This is a genomic window from Desulfothermus naphthae, from assembly GCF_054657475.1.
The window spans coordinates 855,256-872,530 of the sequence record NZ_BAAHYQ010000003.1 but is presented as its reverse complement, the minus strand read 5'-3'; the positions used below and the strand labels follow the sequence as shown (position 1 = coordinate 872,530).

At 36.4% G+C, this 17,275-nt stretch carries 12 protein-coding genes and 2 pseudogenes; 9 read left to right on the top strand and 5 right to left on the bottom strand.

Annotated features, from left to right (window positions below):
* Position 1 precedes the first annotated feature (1 nt).
* Positions 2-2,053, bottom strand: a complete 2,052-nt coding sequence (locus tag ACYQ1E_RS15990; RefSeq protein WP_459881645.1) for a TonB-dependent receptor, PCPU motif-type — start codon at positions 2,051-2,053, stop codon at positions 2-4.
* Between the two features lie 581 nt (positions 2,054-2,634).
* On the opposite strand from ACYQ1E_RS15990, the gene ACYQ1E_RS15985 reads away from it, so the two are divergent.
* The 3 genes from ACYQ1E_RS15985 (at position 2,635) to ACYQ1E_RS15975 (ending at position 4,458) form a co-directional block, all read left to right on the top strand.
* On the top strand, positions 2,635-3,645 hold the full coding sequence (locus ACYQ1E_RS15985; RefSeq protein ID WP_459881642.1) for an Rpn family recombination-promoting nuclease/putative transposase: 1,011 nt from the start codon (positions 2,635-2,637) through the stop codon (positions 3,643-3,645).
* Between the two features lie 260 nt (positions 3,646-3,905).
* On the top strand, positions 3,906-4,181 hold the full coding sequence (locus ACYQ1E_RS15980; protein ID WP_459881639.1) for a type II toxin-antitoxin system HicA family toxin: 276 nt from the start codon (positions 3,906-3,908) through the stop codon (positions 4,179-4,181).
* Positions 4,156-4,458 (top strand): type II toxin-antitoxin system HicB family antitoxin, encoded by a 303-nt coding sequence (locus tag ACYQ1E_RS15975; RefSeq protein ID WP_459881636.1) that lies wholly within the window; start codon positions 4,156-4,158, stop codon positions 4,456-4,458. The genes ACYQ1E_RS15980 and ACYQ1E_RS15975 overlap by 26 nt, the downstream gene beginning before the upstream one ends.
* Positions 4,459-4,671: 213 nt before the next feature.
* On the opposite strand, the gene ACYQ1E_RS15970 is transcribed toward ACYQ1E_RS15975, so the two are convergent.
* Positions 4,672-5,004 carry a transposase gene (locus tag ACYQ1E_RS15970; protein WP_459881634.1) on the bottom strand — a complete coding sequence of 111 codons (333 nt, stop codon included), beginning with the start codon at positions 5,002-5,004 and terminating at the stop codon, positions 4,672-4,674.
* A 187-nt stretch (positions 5,005-5,191) separates the two neighbouring features.
* Here ACYQ1E_RS15970 and ACYQ1E_RS15965 point away from each other — a divergent pair.
* Positions 5,192-6,192 (top strand): annotated as a pseudogene (locus tag ACYQ1E_RS15965) (Rpn family recombination-promoting nuclease/putative transposase).
* A 335-nt stretch (positions 6,193-6,527) separates the two neighbouring features.
* Here ACYQ1E_RS15965 and ACYQ1E_RS15960 read toward each other — a convergent pair.
* From ACYQ1E_RS15960 to ACYQ1E_RS15950, 3 genes are all read right to left on the bottom strand, one after another.
* Positions 6,528-7,820: an IS1380 family transposase gene (locus tag ACYQ1E_RS15960; RefSeq protein WP_459878963.1), complete on the bottom strand. Its 1,293-nt coding sequence runs from the start codon at positions 7,818-7,820 to the stop codon at positions 6,528-6,530.
* Positions 7,821-8,105: 285 nt separating this feature from the next.
* On the bottom strand, positions 8,106-9,611 hold the full coding sequence (locus ACYQ1E_RS15955) for an SAM-dependent methyltransferase (protein WP_459881631.1): 1,506 nt from the start codon (positions 9,609-9,611) through the stop codon (positions 8,106-8,108).
* A gap of 23 nt (positions 9,612-9,634) precedes the next feature.
* Positions 9,635-11,638 carry a TonB-dependent receptor gene (locus tag ACYQ1E_RS15950; protein ID WP_459881628.1) on the bottom strand — a complete coding sequence of 668 codons (2,004 nt, stop codon included), beginning with the start codon at positions 11,636-11,638 and terminating at the stop codon, positions 9,635-9,637.
* A 105-nt stretch (positions 11,639-11,743) separates the two neighbouring features.
* On the opposite strand from ACYQ1E_RS15950, the gene ACYQ1E_RS15945 reads away from it, so the two are divergent.
* The 5 genes and pseudogenes from ACYQ1E_RS15945 to ACYQ1E_RS15925 all read left to right on the top strand — a co-directional run.
* Positions 11,744-13,036 (top strand): IS1380 family transposase, encoded by a 1,293-nt coding sequence (locus ACYQ1E_RS15945; protein ID WP_459874960.1) that lies wholly within the window; start codon positions 11,744-11,746, stop codon positions 13,034-13,036.
* A 765-nt stretch (positions 13,037-13,801) separates the two neighbouring features.
* A complete protein-coding gene (locus tag ACYQ1E_RS15940; RefSeq protein WP_459881626.1) occupies positions 13,802-14,167 on the top strand; it encodes an Rpn family recombination-promoting nuclease/putative transposase in 366 nt (121 codons plus the stop codon).
* 162 nt (positions 14,168-14,329) lie between these two features.
* Positions 14,330-15,391: an IS1634 family transposase gene (locus ACYQ1E_RS15935; RefSeq protein WP_459881623.1), complete on the top strand. Its 1,062-nt coding sequence runs from the start codon at positions 14,330-14,332 to the stop codon at positions 15,389-15,391.
* A gap of 33 nt (positions 15,392-15,424) precedes the next feature.
* A complete protein-coding gene (locus ACYQ1E_RS15930; protein ID WP_459874998.1) occupies positions 15,425-16,486 on the top strand; it encodes an IS630 family transposase in 1,062 nt (353 codons plus the stop codon).
* A gap of 13 nt (positions 16,487-16,499) precedes the next feature.
* Positions 16,500-17,168: pseudogene (locus ACYQ1E_RS15925) on the top strand (IS1634 family transposase); the annotation flags it as partial.
* Positions 17,169-17,275: the final 107 nt, after the last annotated feature.

The following is a 17,275-nucleotide window of genomic DNA, read 5'->3' as shown; positions in this document are numbered from 1 at the left end:
TTTAAAACTTTACACCCAATTGGAGCCCCCAAACATACTCTGGCATTTCATAACCAGAAATTTCTTCATAATCAGTGCCAGTTATATTGTTAACAAAAGTATTAATAGTATATTCTATGCCATAAAGCTTAAAGTTCTGTTCAAAACCTATATCCATTGTAGCATAGTCACTAAGTTTTGAGCCTTTTTGGGCATCACGAGAACCAACATACCGGAAGCTCAATAAAAACCATCCTTTGTCCCAGACTCTATATCGAGCGAGTAATTTGACCTTATGCTCAGGCAGAAGCCCAGGAAGATAGTAGGTCCAGTCTTTCTCAAAGTCTGTCTCATCTACGTCATAGTCTTTATATACATAAGCCACGGTTGCCCGAAGTCTTTCCCCAAGACGGACAGCAGCTTCAATTTCAAAACCATACAATTTAAAATGGTCAATGTTATACAAACAGTTACTACCAATCCCTGTACCTGGGGCAACTACACCATTATCATTAATGAAATCTTTAATGTCATAGTAAAAGAGCGCTGACCTCAAGCTTACAGGTTCAAACTCTTTTAAAATTCCGATCTCATATTCCCAGGCTGATTCTGGATCTAAAGAAGGATTATCAGGAGACGCGCACCGCGCCCACCAGTAATAGTCTCACGGGCACGGGAGTCTATATGAACGGCTTACAGCTGCATAAAGTGCTGTAGTTGGTGTTGCTTGAAAATTTACCTTAAGACTTGGATATAGGCCAGAATCATCCTCTTTTTTGCCTGATATAGGCCAGCCGGCTCCAAACTGGGAATAATAGGTATCCATATCTATCTTGTAATATCTCACGCCGGGCGTGAGAGTCCAGGGCCCAAGCCGTATGACATCCTGCAAATATGCTGACTTAACAAGATAAATAATGGGGTTTTTATCAGGCCATCCCAGTTCTTGATATTCAATTCCCAAAGTTAAACTATGTCTAGAAAGAAAATCAAATTTAATATCCTGATATTCGCAAATCATACCCTTTGTTCTATCATCAACAAATTGGTCTTTTATAAAAGTATTACGCCGCCACATGCTAATCCATCGTCTCCCTTCGGTCCAAAAGCCATGCAATTTGATATTTCCTGGACCTAATGGCATATTGAAAATTCCGTCTAAATATGTGGTATGTTTTTCCCAATGGGGATTATTCTCAGGTAATTGACCAGTGGGAGGGAGATGCCTTAGCTGATCAGCCTCTGGAATAAAAACAGGGTCATCTGGATCATAGTCTGGTCTACTTGGATCATTTATGACAGGGAAGCCATATTCTACATCAGAGTATTTAACTCCAATGTTAAAGGTGGCTCCACTGGGCAAGAATAAAGTAAAATGTCCATTAAGATTATAAGTATCTTGATAGTTGTTTCTAAGATACCCATCAGTTTCGCCTTTACTTGCTGAAAAATGGTAACCTATTAAATTATAAAGACCGCCCGTAATGGAGACTGCACTACTATAAGTGTGATATTTACTATATCCTCCTTTGACACTTATATCTGGCTTAAGTTCCTTAGTTTTTTTTCCTTTTTTGGTAATAATGTTAATCACGCCTCCTATGGCAAAGGGATGAAGTACTGAATGTCCTCCACGGATGATCTCAATACGTTTTATGTCATCAATATTTAATGTAGACCAGTCTACAATATACCTTCCAACATGGCCAGTATGATTAATTCTGCGGCCATCAATTTCTATAACCATCCGTCCTTCATTAAGGCCCCGTATTGATACTTCATCACCTGGGCTTGCCATAAGAGGGTTAATTCGCTGAACGTCGATTCCTCCAATTTCAGTTAAGACATCCGTCAGGGTTCGCACCTCACCCGGCTTTTTAAATTCATCCATCCGGATGATCGTCTTATCAGGGGTAATCTCCACCCCAGGTTGCGATTCTATAACAACCATTTCAGGCAATTTAACCACCTCTTTTTCTTTTATTTCCCCTTTTTCCCGAGCTAGTCCAGAATGAGGACAGATGATGAATATAAATATTGCCAAGCAGTTTAGTATCCCTTTCAAAATCTTCATTTCCTCACCTCCAGCAAAAATTTTTGGGGTACCAAATTTAAACTCCTCCTAAATTGTTTATAATTCCCACTTCCTTCAATTCTTTACCTGAATTCTCTTTTTGCCTTTTCATTTCTTTGTAACCTATCTAGTCATAATGTTCCTAAAAACGTCAAAAGTAAGAGAAAGGCCTATAAAGTAGGCATTATTTGCCTGCCCCTTTTTTTAATATATATTACGCTAAATTATTTTAACTATAAAGTCAATATAATTTTTTTAAAAAAATAACACAGAAAGATAAAGTTTCATAAATTAAGGTGTAATTTCACCGAGATCTTCTTCTCTAAAACGAAATATAGAGTTAGAGAAAAAATAGGGACGGGCGAATAATGGTTCACACTTAAAGGAAATGAACAATAGCTGTCTACCTCTGTAGGTCCCCCTTTTTCTGCAGGAGTGGGCATTTTGACATTACCACTTAAATCTTCTTTTTTGACATACTTGTCATGAAGGTTACCTTTTTCTACCTTCTCTTTTGTTCATTATTCACGATTTTCCAAACTCCTCTTGCCATTTATTAAGTGGTGTTTTAATAAAAAGTTATGGAGAGAAAATACATACAGAACTCTCATGACACATTTGTGAAGGAGATCTTCTCGCACAAAGAGCAGGCAGAGGATTTCTTAAAAAATTATTTGCCTCAAAATATCTGCAAATTAATTGATTTTAATTCTCTTGCCATTGTCAAAGACTCCTTTGTGGATGAAGATTTAAAAAGACATTTTTCTGATTTACTCTATGAAGTTCAGATAAGTTCCAGAGATGGATTTATTTATTTGCTTTTTGAGCACAAAAGCACTCCACAAAGATTTACTGCTTTGCAGCTTCTCAGATACATGGTCAAAATCTGGGATTTATATCTCAAACAAAATCAATCTTCTACTCTACCTGTTATTATTCCATTAGTCTTCTACAATGGTCACAGAAAATGGACAATAAAAACAAATTTTTCTGATCTTTTTGGAGAGACTGAAAAAGAGTTAGATGTTTATATACCAGACTTTAACTACCTGCTTTATGACCTATCTAGTATATCTGATGAAGAGATCAAAGGAACAGTGATATTAAAGGCTACTTTAATGGCCTTTAAATACCTTACAACACCTGAACCAGGTAAACATCTGGAGCGAATTTTCAATCTCTTTAAAGGACTTGGTGAGAGTAATACACCACTTCAATATCTGGAAACACTACTTTGCTATATAGCCAATGCAACTGACAAGATAGAAGAAAAGGATATAAAAAAGGCAATAAAACAAATAGGAAAGGGGGTAGATATTATGCCGACACTTGCAGAAAAATGGATAGAACAAGGACGTATAGAAGGACGGATAGAAGGACAGAAGGAAGGACGAATGGAAGGCATGATTTTAGAGGCTCAAGAAATGGTTCTCGAGGCCTTGATAGAGAAGTTTGGCCTCATTAAACCAGATTTGACTGTTAAAATTAAGGGAATTGTGAATAGAGATGTTTTAAAAAGTCTACATAAACTAGCTATTAGAGCAGACTCCATACAGGAATTTGAGGAAAATTTAAAACAACTTGAAGTGTAAGAGCAAGGTATTATAGAGTGAAGAGTCAGTGAACAGTGAACAGAATAAAATTTTCACTTCAAGTTAGAGGGGAGGGTGGATATAGTTCCTTTTCTTTGTAGATTAAGCATTATTCGTCCGCCCCCATTTTTTTGTCCCCTTTTTTTAACTACCGTCCCCATTTTTTTTTAACTACCGGTAGATCGTCGGGAAAGAAAAAAAATAATAGAAAAGCTTGACAATAATATCATATACAATATCATTTTTAAGAAAAAAGATAAATGGTAGACATTAAACAGAAGTGTAAACTTATAAAAGGTCTTCTGAATAATCCAAAGAATGTCAGGTTTAAAGATGTTGACAGACTGCTTAAGGCTTTTGGTTATGAGGTTAAACAGCCAAGAAGTGGTGGTAGTCATTTTGTTTACAGAAAAAAGGGAGTAAATCCTATAACTATTCCTTTCAAACGTCCTTTTGTGAAAGAAATATACATAAAACAAATAATAAAAATACTTAATCTGGAGGAGTTTTATGAACAGCATTGTGAAGAATCTTGAATACTATATGAAATTGCCTTACACCATAGAAATCATTCCCTATAAAGACGGCGGGTATTTTGCGAGAATTAAAGAACTTGAAGGATGTATGACAGAAGGAGATACATTGGAAGAGGTTTTAGAGCTGTTAGAAGATGCCAGGAAAGCCTGGTTGGAAGTTGCTCTTGAGGATGGTCTGGAAGTTCCTCTTCCTGAATCAATGAGAGAAGAAAAAGATTACATCCATGATAAGTATGTCAAGAGGGAAGACGAAGTTTTCTTTGCACCCTCCCAGTAGACCTTCCTGGTGGCGTTTTTAGAGTATATTTTTTTTTGCCAGTCTTTTTAATCCAGTACTTATGGCTAATTATATAATATGGGGTGCCTTTTAAAAAATTTTCTATTCAGCTTTTAGCAAAATTTATTTTTTTACATAACCTATTCCATGCTTCTGATATAACCTCCTTCATCTCTTTTACATCTTTTACAAAAACTAATGAAAGCATTCTTTTTATACTCTTCCAGATATACTCAATACAATAGGATTTAGCTCTAGTGAATAAGGGGGAAGATAGACTAGATAAATATCTAACTCAGATGCCTTTTCTCTTACTACTTTACTCTTATGGGATGAAAAATTATCTATTATTGCTACTATCGCTTTATATCTCTTATTTACTTCTCTTATCTTTTCTAAAAACTTAGTTATTGATAAACCTTTTGAATCTTCTAAAAATGATTTTACACTTTCACCTTTTATTGCATAAAATCCTATTAAAAAATTAAAAAAATAGAAAAAAATAGGGCGGGCGAATAATGCTTCACACATAAAGGAAATGAACAATAGCTGTCTACCTCTGTAGGTCCCTCTTTTTCTGCAGGAGTGGGCATTTTGATATTACCACTTAAATCTTCTTCTTTGACATACTTGTCATGGAGGCCACCTTTTTCTACCTTCTCTCCTGTTCCATTATTCACTATTTTCCAAACTCCTCTTGCCATTTATTAAGTGGTGTTTTAATAAAAAAGCTATGGAGAGAAAATACCTACAGAATCCTCATGATGCATTTGTGAAGGAGATCTTTTCGCACAAAGAGCAGGCAGAGGATTTCTTAAAAAATTATTTGCCTCAAAATATCTGCAAATTAATTGATTTTAATTCTCTTGCCATTGTCAAAGACTCCTTTGTGGATGAAGATTTAAAAAAACATTTTTCTGATTTACTCTATGAAGTTCAGATAAGTTCCAGAGATGGATTTATTTATTTGCTTTTTGAGCACAAAAGCACTCTACAAAGATTTACTGCTTTGCAGCTTCTCAGATACATGGTCAAAATCTGGGATTTATATCTCAAACAAAATCAATCTTCTACTCTACCTGTTATTATTCCATTAGTCATATACAATGGTTACAGAAAGTGGACAATAAAAACAAATTTTTCCGATCTTTTTGGAGAGAGAGAAAAAAAGAGTTAGATGTTTATATACCAGACTTTAACTACCTGCTTTATGACCTATCTAGTATATCTGATGAAGAGATCAAAGGAAAGGTGATATTAAAGGCTACTTTAATGGCCCTTAAATACCTTACAACACCTGAACCAGGCAAACATTTAGAGAGGATTTTCAATCTTTTTCAGGGACTTGGTGAGAGTAATACACCACTTCAATATCTGGAAACACTACTTCGGTATATAGCCAATGCAACTGACAAGATAGAAGAAAAGGATATAAAAAAGGCAATAAAACAAATAGGAAAGGGGGCAGATATTATGCCAACACTTGCAGAAAAATGGATAGAACAAGGACGAATGGAAGGAGAAAAGCAAGGGATGATTAAAGGCATGGTCTTAGATGCCCAAGAAATGGTTCTTGAGGCTTTAATAGAGAGATTTGGGCTCCTTAAACCAGAGTTATCTGTTAAAATCAGAGGTGTGGCCAATAGAGATGTTTTAAAAACCCTGCTAAAACTAGCTATTAGGGTAGAGTCTATACAAGAATTTGAGGAGAGATTAAAACAACTTGAATTGTAAGAGCAAGGTATTATAGAGTGAAGAGTCAGTGAACAGTGAACAGAATAAAATTTTCACTTCAAGTTAGAGGGGAGGGTGGATATAGTTCCTTTTATTATTTTATTTATGACCTAAAATCTGCAATTACAGTTCAATCGTAAGCAACTGATTGTTCTGGACAGAGATACCTAGATATGGAGCTGTTATGTTAAAGGATATGTCTCCCTCATTGTGACTTGGAAGGCTTTTTCAGGTAGAAGCTGCGGTCAGTGGCACTCTTTACGGGTGTGTAAAGGCACACCACTGCACATGGACTTACGCAAAATCCTATTTTGGAGGATACTCTCAAAAAAAGATTAAGCAAATTGTAATGACCGGATGGAATTTTCTATCTTTATCCAACGTTCTTTGAAAAAATAATCCCTCGATAATCGAAGGAACCATTGTCGTCCCGCATGCATCAGCCGAGCTGGAACATGGATTAGAAACATGCGGATTGTGTTGGGCTCTTCTCTAAAACCATCTTCATCGTTGAGCCACATCATCCAAACCAGTAGATTGTAAGCCAGAATACAGGTCTGGAATATGGCGGAGTTGGCCCAAAAATCCTGTGTCAAAATGCTTCCAGAGGCCATCTGTCCCTTACACCACTCAATCCAGTTTTCACTGGCCCCCCGTTGGCAATAATACCTGTGGACGTCCCAGGGACTCAGGTTCATATTTGTTACATAACAAAAATAATCATACTCAGTCTTTGTAACGCTGAAAAAAAAGCAACTAAATTTGCTCTCTATTACTTGACGTACGGCCACAAACCGGCGGGGGTGTTTCCACCTCTCACATTTGTATGTGAATTCGGTCTTCTCATAGCCAGGTCTATTTTTAACCTTGTGCCATTTCTGAGCTTCTAAAAGCTGAGTGAGTCCTCGCATCTTAACCTTGATTAAGTACAAAGCATGAGCCTCTTCTAAGTAGTCTAAAAGTTCTCCATTAAAAAAGGCGGAATCTGCACGTACAATAATTTTCCAGACTCTCCTTGGAAGCTTGGCAAAGCACTCTTGCATAAACTCTACACAACCATTGGCTGAATAAGCATCTCCGGCTCTAAACCAGTTGTGAAGACATTCCCGCGTCTCAGCAATAAAGCAAAGTAGCGGATGATATCCCCTTTGTCCTGGCTTCTTGGGGTTGTAACCCTTCTCGGCACCTTCCTGTTTCCCATACACCCCACGCACTGTAGAGTCCAAATCTAAAGTGATGCGGCTAAACCATTTTTTACCCCAAACCTTTTTGCGCACTTTTGTTTCTACATCGGAGAGCTCATTGCAATGTCGGGGATTAAACAACTTAAAAACCCGATTTATGGTAGTATAGTCAGGAAACCTTTCCCATTTAAAAAGCGACCTCAATGCTAAATCAGATTTTAGGATAAATACATGGCTCATATGCTTAGCCCCGGCTAACACTGCCATCATCAAAATCATGATAATGTCGGAAACCTTATACTGTGCGGTAGCTCCCCGCTTAATAGTAATGTGTTGCTCAAGCATCTTGGGAAGCTTCAGTTTGTCAGCAAACAGGCCCAGCAATACCAGTCCGGCGTTGCCCGTAAGATTTTTTTCAGTGAACTTAACATGGAATCTACGCATAGAATCAGTGCCTCCTTCATACTTCCTATTTGAAACACTTTATACCATTAATTCACTATATTGTCAAGCTAAACATTATCTTATGATGCAAATTTTAGGTATGAAGTATTATTCGCCCGTCTCCATTTTTTATTTTTTACTATTGATGGTGTAAAGGAATTGGTGTGCAGGTTTAGAAAATTGGTATATAATATAGATATTTATGCAATTTTGCTTAGCAACTATAAGCATAGTTGCAGAAAAAAACAATTTCTCTTGCAAGATTATTGCATTTTAGCTTGTTTTTCACTTAATAGAATTTCCTATTACCATGAGACCAAGCCATTTTTCATGAACTTTTTTGAGTTCATCCAATATATTTCCCAAGGTGCTCCTCAACACTTTTTGTTTGTCCTGGTAACCAGCATAATAAACAACTGCTATGGGTAAATCAGGCGGATAATATTTTTTGAATTCTTTAACAAGCTTATCCATTGACTGCAATGCCATGTAAAAGACCATTGTGATATTGTATTTAGAGAGAGTTTTTAAAATATCATCACTATCTTCAAAAAGCGAAAATGGAGATGTAAGCATTACAAACCTTACGTCTCGACCAGTCATTGGTCTTTTCAATAAAGCACTTGCAGCATTAAAGGCACTCATTCCAGGGACAATCTCTATATATTGATCATCAAATCCTTCAAGAAGCCAATAAAGAGATGGACCAAAAACACATGGATCTCCTCTTTCAAGTATCGCTATTGTTTTTCCTTCTTTGATCTTTTTTAACAAAAAATGCTGCACAAACTTTTTTCTTTTTTCAATCCTGGCATGCCATTTTTTAGGGTCTTTTTTTCTTAGTTCTAAAGCTTTTTTTCCATGAATGCCTTTCCATAAATTGAATGCAACCTTTGATGCTGGGATAAATTCACGAAAGTCTTTTAGCATACTATCACTACATAGAATTATATCTGCTTTCTTAATGGCTTTAATTGCTCTTAAAGTAAGTAAGTCTGGACCAGCTGGCCCCATTCCAATAAGATAAACTTTGCCTCTTTTTTGTTTAAAACAAACAGTAAGTGATGTGCCATACAAGTATTCATCTGCTATGGATTTATCAGGATAAGGGCTTTTATGAATTACTTTAAACATCCACTGCCCTCGAGAGTTAATCTTGACATTTACTATATCCTGAAGATCAGTCATTGTTTTAATGGGGTTTTTATAACCAGGAGAAATAGCCTGAAGTTTTACTTCTTTCAGAGGCTTTCCTTTAAATATTACTTTTAAAGGCAAGACATCACCTATTTTCAAACTAAATGGATCTTTTAAAGGGACAATCTCAAGTGGTAGATCTGCCAAAAGAGAAAAGCCTGTTTTTTTATCTCCAACTTTAATTATGGCCCTGGCAGTTATGGTATGTTTAAAACAAGAGACAACATCTTTAAGCTGCTTTTTATTGCCAAATTTGTGCCCTTCTGTGGTAATGGAAACAAATCCTGGTTTAAGCTTAGCAACTATAAGATAAACCCCTTCACTCTTAGGAATAAACCTATAAAATGAGGGAAATATCCTTTCCAAAGATACTTTTTTCCCTTTTGGATCAATCGTATACACCTGTTCCAACAGCCGTTTATCTATAACTTGATCTCTTGGATACTTATATCCCCAACCAATCTCTATCCATACCGTCTTTCCTACCTTAGGGTAACAGGGTTTCACATTAATCCAAAGCATATGGGCTTGTGCTGAGGTGATAACTAATCCAAGAAATATGATAGAAAATATAATAAAGGTTAGTTTTTTCACCTTCCCCTCCTTTTTTTGGCCACTTAAAATTTAAGCCTGATTCCTCCCATAACAAAAAATCCTGGTGCCTCACTGTCTGGATATTCTTCATAATCTTCGTCAAAGAGATTCATTATGTTAAGGTAAAGGGTTACATGATTATAGAATTTCCTTGAAATCTTTAAGTCTACCACAAAATGATCATCAAGTTCTTCTGTATTTTCAGGATTGCTATACATCTCTCCAACATATCTTCCTACAATCTGTGCCTGACAGATCTTGGGATGAGAAAATAAAAGGCCAATATTGGCTTTAACATTAGGTGTGTATTCAAGTTCATTTTTTTCTAAATCCGGATTTGGATCAAACTCATCAATCTCTGATTCATTCCAGGTTACATTACCAAAACTGCTAAGATATGAGTTGATACGAAAGTCTGTCTGAAACTCTATTCCGTAGATATCTACCTCTCCTACATTTTGTCTTTGATAAAGATCGCGGCCAGTGTTAGGATCAATACCTATTCTTATAGGATAAAAGAAGTCATCTGCATCTGTATAATATCCTGAAAGTTCTACAGATAAGTTCTTTGTAAAATAGTGCTTGATACCAAGCTCATATGTTATAAGCTTTTCAGGTCCAAGCTTAGGATTAGGTGTATAGATTCTGCCTCTAAAAATTCCGCTTCTATAAAGGTCATCTAAGATAGGGGCCCTAAAGGCCTTACCTACAGAAGCCCTTAAAGATGTTGAGCTGTTTATTCTATAAAGCAAAGCTACTTTTGGGCTTATTTCATCCCATGTTTTGCTGTCATAATCTTGGCTTTTCAAAAATCCTGAAGAATCATAAAAAGAGCCATCGTAGCTCTTAACATAGTCATATCTAAGACCTAAGGAACAGCTTAAGTGTCTGCTTACTTGAAGATCAGTGTTTATAAAAGGAGAAAGGGAGTATTGCTTACCTTCGTTTAGAACTTTTTTATTACTGGGTCTGTTTCTCTCTAAGATATAACCGTCTTTTCCGTCCACACTCCCATATTTATAGTCAAATCCTGAGGTCAAAATAATCCAATTGATAATAGGAAAGGTGGTTTGGATAGTAGCTCCTGAATCAATCCTTTCGACATCTACTTTATACCATGTATAACGGCCTCTTCTAAAGCGCTCCCTGTTCCAGAAGTAGTCTTCTTCATTATAAAATCCCCTAATTAACCATTCAGATCTTCCAAGTAAAAATTTAAAAGCCAAATTTCCTGAATCAGTATCCCAACTTCTATACACACCATCAGGATGACGATATTTTTCTCCTTCTCCTCTTTCATCTTCAAAGTGAAGATATCCAATAGACACAGAAGAGGTATCCGTAAGTTTATAGGTAAACTTGGTCCAGAAATGATCTTCCTCAAGATATCTTTTTATATCATAAGGGGTGCGCTCTTCAGATGGAGTGGGATTGTAACCATTACTGTCTAAGTGGTCATAACTAAGATAATAACCAAATTTATTAAAGGTCCCTGAGACAGTAGTGCCTGCATTCCAAGTATCCCAATTTCCATAGCTACCTCTAACATCCAACCTAATTGGTTTATGCTCAGGCCTTCGGGTAATAATGTTGATTACTCCTCCCATTGCACTTGACCCGTAGAGAGCAGAAGCAGGTCCTCTTACAATCTCAACCCTTTCTATGTCTTCCATTCCAAAAAGATCCCAGTTTACTGAGCCTGTATCTGCTTTGTTCATGGGAATACCATCCAGTAGCACAAGAGTGCGTCCTGGCATATCACCCATTCCGCGCATGGAAACAGTAGCACTGTGGCTTAAGAAACCAGAAGGGCGTCTGATGTCAATTCCAGCACATCTTCTAAGAATGTCATCTAACCTCATTCCACTTGAGGCTTTGATCTGGTCTCTTGTTATTATTGTTACACTGGCGGGGACATGTTCAACAGGAGTTTTATGTCTTGTTGCAGTAACTATGATCTCTTTTAACTCAAATCCTTTTTTCTTTTCCTGAGCAATCCCAGCAACTGGATAAAACAGAAAGTTCATTATAAACCTAAAATTTGCATCATAAGATAATGTTTAGCTTGACAATATAGTGAATTAATGGTATAAAGTGTTTCAAATAGGAAGTATGAAGGAGGCACTGATTCTATGCGTAGATTCCATGTTAAGTTCACTGAAAAAAATCTTACGGGCAACGCCGGACTGGTATTGCTGGGCCTGTTTGCTGACAAACTGAAGCTTCCCAAGATGCTTGAGCAACACATTACTATTAAGCGGGGAGCTACCGCACAGTATAAGGTTTCCGACATTATCATGATTTTGATGATGGCAGTGTTAGCCGGGGCTAAGCATATGAGCCATGTATTTATCCTAAAATCTGATTTAGCATTGAGGTCGCTTTTTAAATGGGAAAGGTTTCCTGACTATACTACCATAAATCGGGTTTTTAAGTTGTTTAATCCCCGACATTGCAATGAGCTCTCCGATGTAGAAACAAAAGTGCGCAAAAAGGTTTGGGGTAAAAAATGGTTTAGCCGCATCACTTTAGATTTGGACTCTACAGTGCGTGGGGTGTATGGGAAACAGGAAGGTGCCGAGAAGGGTTACAACCCCAAGAAGCCAGGACAAAGGGGATATCATCCGCTACTTTGCTTTATTGCTGAGACGCGGGAATGTCTTCACAACTGGTTTAGAGCCGGAGATGCTTATTCAGCCAATGGTTGTGTAGAGTTTATGCAAGAGTGCTTTGCCAAGCTTCCAAGGAGAGTCTGGAAAATTATTGTACGTGCAGATTCCGCCTTTTTTAATGGAGAACTTTTAGACTACTTAGAAGAGGCTCATGCTTTGTACTTAATCAAGGTTAAGATGCGAGGACTCACTCAGCTTTTAGAAACTCAGAAATGGCACAAGGTTAAAAATAGACCTGGCTATGAGAAGACCGAATTCACATACAAATGTGAAAGGTGGAAGCACCCCCGCCGGTTTGTGGCCGTACGTCAAGTAATAGAGAGCAAATTTAGTTGCTTTTTTTTCAGCGTTACAAAGACTGAGTATGATTATTTTTGTTATGTAACAAATATGAACCTGAGTCCCTGGGACGTCCACAGGTATTATTGCCAACGGGGGGCCAGTGAAAACTGGATTGAGTGGTGTAAGGGACAGATGGCCTCTGGAAGCATTTTGACACAGGATTTTTGGGCCAACTCCGCCATATTCCAGACCTGTATTCTGGCTTACAATCTACTGGTTTGGATGATGTGGCTCAACGATGAAGATGGTTTTAGAGAAGAGCCCAACACAATCCGCATGTTTCTAATCCATGTTCCAGCTCGGCTGATGCATGCGGGACGACAATGGTTCCTTCGATTATCGAGGGATTATTTTTTCAAAGAACGTTGGATAAAGATAGAAAATTCCATCCGGTCATTACAATTTGCTTAATCTTTTTTTGAGAGTATCCTCCAAAATAGGATTTTGCGTAAGTCCATGTGCAGTGGTGTGCCTTTACACACCCGTAAAGAGTGCCACTGACCGCAGCTTCTACCTGAAAAAGCCTTCCAAGTCACAATGAGGGAGACATATCCTTTAACATAACAGCTCCATATCTAGGTATCTCTGTCCAGAACAATCAGTTGCTTACGATTGAACTGTAATTGCAGATTTTAGGTTATAAATAATAGTGTTATTAGCTTTTTCATTTGGATCCTCCTGCAATAAATTTAAGTAGTTCTCCTACCAGCTATCCAGACATGTCTGGATAGAAACAAAATCGGTCATTTCTATCTGTTTACCCAATCTGAAAAGATATATCTTACGTATTATCTAATGATAAATATATTGTCATGTCAAGTATAAATTTATGAAAAAAATAACACTAAAATTATTTTTTAGATCTTAATTTTTTATTTTATTATGATATAATATATAGGGTTTTAAGAAGGACTCAAGAAAAATAGAAGTTCTTTGGCTGACACCTTTTCAATTCATTTTGTTAACGCGCTTTTCTCAGCAGAACTTTATTTGGTTTAAGCGAAATTCCAGTAGGAATCATAGAGGCACCTTTTTTTTACCTGTTCCTTATAAGACAAAGAAAGGTATACTGCTCCCTTTTCATTAAGTGTTGGCATAATATCTGCAGTTTTTTCTATTGTTTTGGAAAATTAACAACTAATTAAAATAAATTTGAAGGAGAAAACAAAATTCCCCTTGCTATCCTTTAAAAGGTGTTTTATCAAAAAATTTCTGTGTTTTATCAAAAAATTTCTGGACAAAAAGTATATTCAAAATCCCCATGACGCATTTGTGAAGGAGATCTTCTCGCACAAAGAGCAGGCAGAGGATTTCTTAAAAAATTATCTGCCTCAAAATATCTGCAAATTAATTGATTTTAATTCTCTTGCCATTGTCAAAGACTCCTTTGTGGATGAAGATTTAAAAAAACATTTTTCTGATTTACTCTATGAAGTTCAGATAAGTTCCAGAGATGGATTTATTTATTTGCTTTTTGAGCACAAAAGCACTCTACAAAGATTTACTGCTTTGCAGCTTCTCAGACAGGAGTTTCAGAGTTAATTTAGAAAGTTTTGCTAAAACTCGCATCAATTAAGGAATTGGAGCACTTCTTTAAGTAGAACCTATCATATTTTATTAATCTTTCATTATTTTTTCTAGTTTTTTCAAGAAAAATCTAATTTTTTTCTTGCAATTGTAGAACCTATTTATTACAGTATCTTTATGGCACATTTATACAAAAAGAAAATTAAAGGTAGAACCTATTGGTATTTGAGAGAAACTGTCAGAGAAGGTAAAAAGGTTAAAGTAAAATGGCAAAAGTACCTCGGCACACCTGATAGTATTCTTAAAAGACTCAAAAAAACTGAATCATCTGGTGTGCCTCTGAGGATCCAAAGTGAGGAATTTGGATCAGTGTTCATCGTTAATGAGTTAGAAAATATCATTAACACCATTGGCATTGTTGACTCTATTGTCAAACCAAATCCTCGTGAAAAAGGCCCATCTGTAGGAGAATATTTTTTTTATGCCTGGGCTAATCGTTTGATAGAGCCTAAAAGCAAAAATGCTATTGGCCAATGGTACAGAAAAACCGCCATAAGTTCTATTCGCAAAATTTGTATTTCAGACCTTACTTCTGCCAAGTACTGGGAAAAATGGAATAGGGTTTCCCCACAACAGATAGATGCTATTCAAAGGGCCTTTTTTGAAAAAGTTTGGGCTACCAAAAAAAGGTCACCAAAATGCTTACTATTTGACACAACCAATTATTACAGCTACATGGCCTCAAGCACAAAGTCAGAGTTATTTGAACGTGGCCACAACAAGGACAGCAAACATCACCTTCGCCAAATAGGTCTTGCTCTTGTTGTAGATTCGGACACTAAATTACCTTTACTCTACCGAGAATATAAAGGAAATGAGCATGATTCAAAAGTCTTTAACAGCATTATAGATGAGATGTTTGGGGTCCTTTGCGAATTTAATCAGGAAAATACACACATGACCGTTGTATTTGATAAAGGGATGAACAGTGAAGATAATATTGCCTTTATTGGTAACCATCCTCAGATACATTTTATTACTTCCTATTCTACCTATTTTGCCGAGGACCTTGCAAAAAAGGATTTAAAATATTTTAAGCCATTAAATATAGAGCATAATGTTAGGTTAAAGGAGAAGAACCAAACCGAGGATTTGTTGCTTGCATATCGTACTAGAGTTGAACTTTGGGGCAAAGAGCGAGTAGTTGTTGTCACTTTTATAGTATCCTTCAGAACTTGATATAATAGGAACGATTTGATATAATGAATATTTATGAAAGGGGAACGTATTAAGGTTAAAAATGCAGAAGAGCTAAAGGAAAAATTAAAGGGTGAGAAGAAAGACAATATTTTGGTAAAACTTATTTTTCTAAATCTTATAAGAGAAGGGATAGATTTTGAAAAGGCGTGTAGCGGTTGTGGGATAGCCCAATCGACAGGATACTTATGGATAAGGGAATGGAACCAAGAGGGTTATAAAGGGATAAAAGGTAAAGGAAGAGGAAAAGGGGGAGGAAGGCCAAGTAGGCTATCAGAGGAAGATTTAAAAAAGCTTAAGGAATTACTTAAAAAGAGAGCTTATTGGACTACAAAAGAAGTAAGGGCATTGATAAAAGATACTTTTGATATAGAATACTCACAAGACCATGTAGTAAGGATATTGAGAGATAAACTTAAGATGCATTTTTCCAAACCATATCCAGTAGATTATAGGAAACCAAAAGATGCAGAGACGATATTAGAGAATCAACTTCAACTTACTTTTTCTTTGTTAAAGGAGAAAGGATTTAAAGAAGAGGAGATAGCAATAGGTTTTATAGATGAAACGAGTCCGCAGAACACCGCCAATACAGTAAGGGTATGGAGTTTTGAGAAGACAAGAATTATAAAAAATACAACAAAGTTCAAGACAAACACAATAGGTTTTTATGCTATAAAAGGAGAAAGTGTAAAATCATTTTTAGAAGATTCAAAAGGTTTATCAATAGCTAAGTTTTTAGAAAAGATAAGAGAAGTGAATAAGAGATATAAAGCGATAGTGGCAATAATAGATAATTTTTCATCCCATAAGAGTAAAGTAGTAAGAGAAAAGGCATCTGAGTTAGATATTTATCTAGTCTATCTTCCCCCTTATTCACCAGAGCTAAATCCTATTGAGTATATCTGGAAAAGTATAAAAAGAGTGCTTTCATTAGTTTTTGTAAAAGATATAAAAGAGATGAAGGAGGTTATATCAGAAGCATGGAATAGGTTATGTAAAAAAATAAGTTTTGCTAAAAGCTGGATAGAAAAATTTTTAAAGGGCACCCCATATTATATGAAGTTGTGCGGATAACTATAATCCTCGCACACACCGAAAGAAGCTTCACACATTTAGGATTAAACTGGAAAAAGTGCGCCAGGCACTTCTAAAATTTCGGCAGAAATATCGTGAGCAGAAACCTCATTGGAAAGACTTCAAAATTATTAAGGATCGTTATATAAAACTGTGCAAGAAACTTCATATAGGCACTCAATATTACCATCTTGAACTCACATCAGATAAAAAATCCATATCCTTCAGAAAAAATCAATATGAGATCAAGAAAACAGAATCAAAGTTTGGTCGTCAAATAATAGTTACTGATAATATTAACTGGAGTACAGAAGAAATAGTCCAGGCCTCGCTTGACCGTTGGATTATAGAGAAGGAATTTCGAGATACGAAATCCTCAATATCAGTTCAACCTATATACCATTGGACAGACAACAAGGTACGGTGTCATCTTCTCACCTGTGTAATTGCCCTCACCATGAAACGTCTTTTAGAACTCAAGGTAGAACCATATCTAGGACAGGTGACAGCAGAAAAGATAATAGAAGAGATGCGAACCCTAGATTCTTTAATTGTATGGGAGCCCGGGATTAAGAAGCCCCGTTGGCAACTTGCAGAACCTACACAATTTCAAAAAGACGTGCTCAAAGCCTTTGGATACTACATAGATGACAATTGGGTTCTACAACCTATAGAACAATAACATGCTATAATTATTGAATAAAAAACACTAAACTATCACTTATCTCTGAAAGTCCTGTCAGAGGTGTGGGCAACAGAGATGTTTTAAAAAACCTGCTTAAACTGGCT

What these genes read in the sequence shown, in the direction of transcription:
- ACYQ1E_RS15985 (WP_459881642.1), top strand. Translation starts at nt 2,635, where the DNA reads ATGGAGAGAAAATACATACAGAACTCTCATGACACATTTGTGAAGGAG.
- ACYQ1E_RS15980 (WP_459881639.1), top strand. Translation starts at nt 3,906, where the DNA reads ATGGTAGACATTAAACAGAAGTGTAAACTTATAAAAGGTCTTCTGAAT.
- ACYQ1E_RS15975 (WP_459881636.1), top strand. Translation starts at nt 4,156, where the DNA reads ATGAACAGCATTGTGAAGAATCTTGAATACTATATGAAATTGCCTTAC.
- ACYQ1E_RS15960 (WP_459878963.1), bottom strand. Translation starts at nt 7,820, where the DNA reads ATGCGTAGATTCCATGTTAAGTTCACTGAAAAAAATCTTACGGGCAAC.
- ACYQ1E_RS15950 (WP_459881628.1), bottom strand. Translation starts at nt 11,638, where the DNA reads ATGAACTTTCTGTTTTATCCAGTTGCTGGGATTGCTCAGGAAAAGAAA.
- ACYQ1E_RS15945 (WP_459874960.1), top strand. Translation starts at nt 11,744, where the DNA reads ATGCGTAGATTCCATGTTAAGTTCACTGAAAAAAATCTTACGGGCAAC.
- ACYQ1E_RS15935 (WP_459881623.1), top strand. Translation starts at nt 14,330, where the DNA reads ATGGCACATTTATACAAAAAGAAAATTAAAGGTAGAACCTATTGGTAT.
- ACYQ1E_RS15930 (WP_459874998.1), top strand. Translation starts at nt 15,425, where the DNA reads ATGAAAGGGGAACGTATTAAGGTTAAAAATGCAGAAGAGCTAAAGGAA.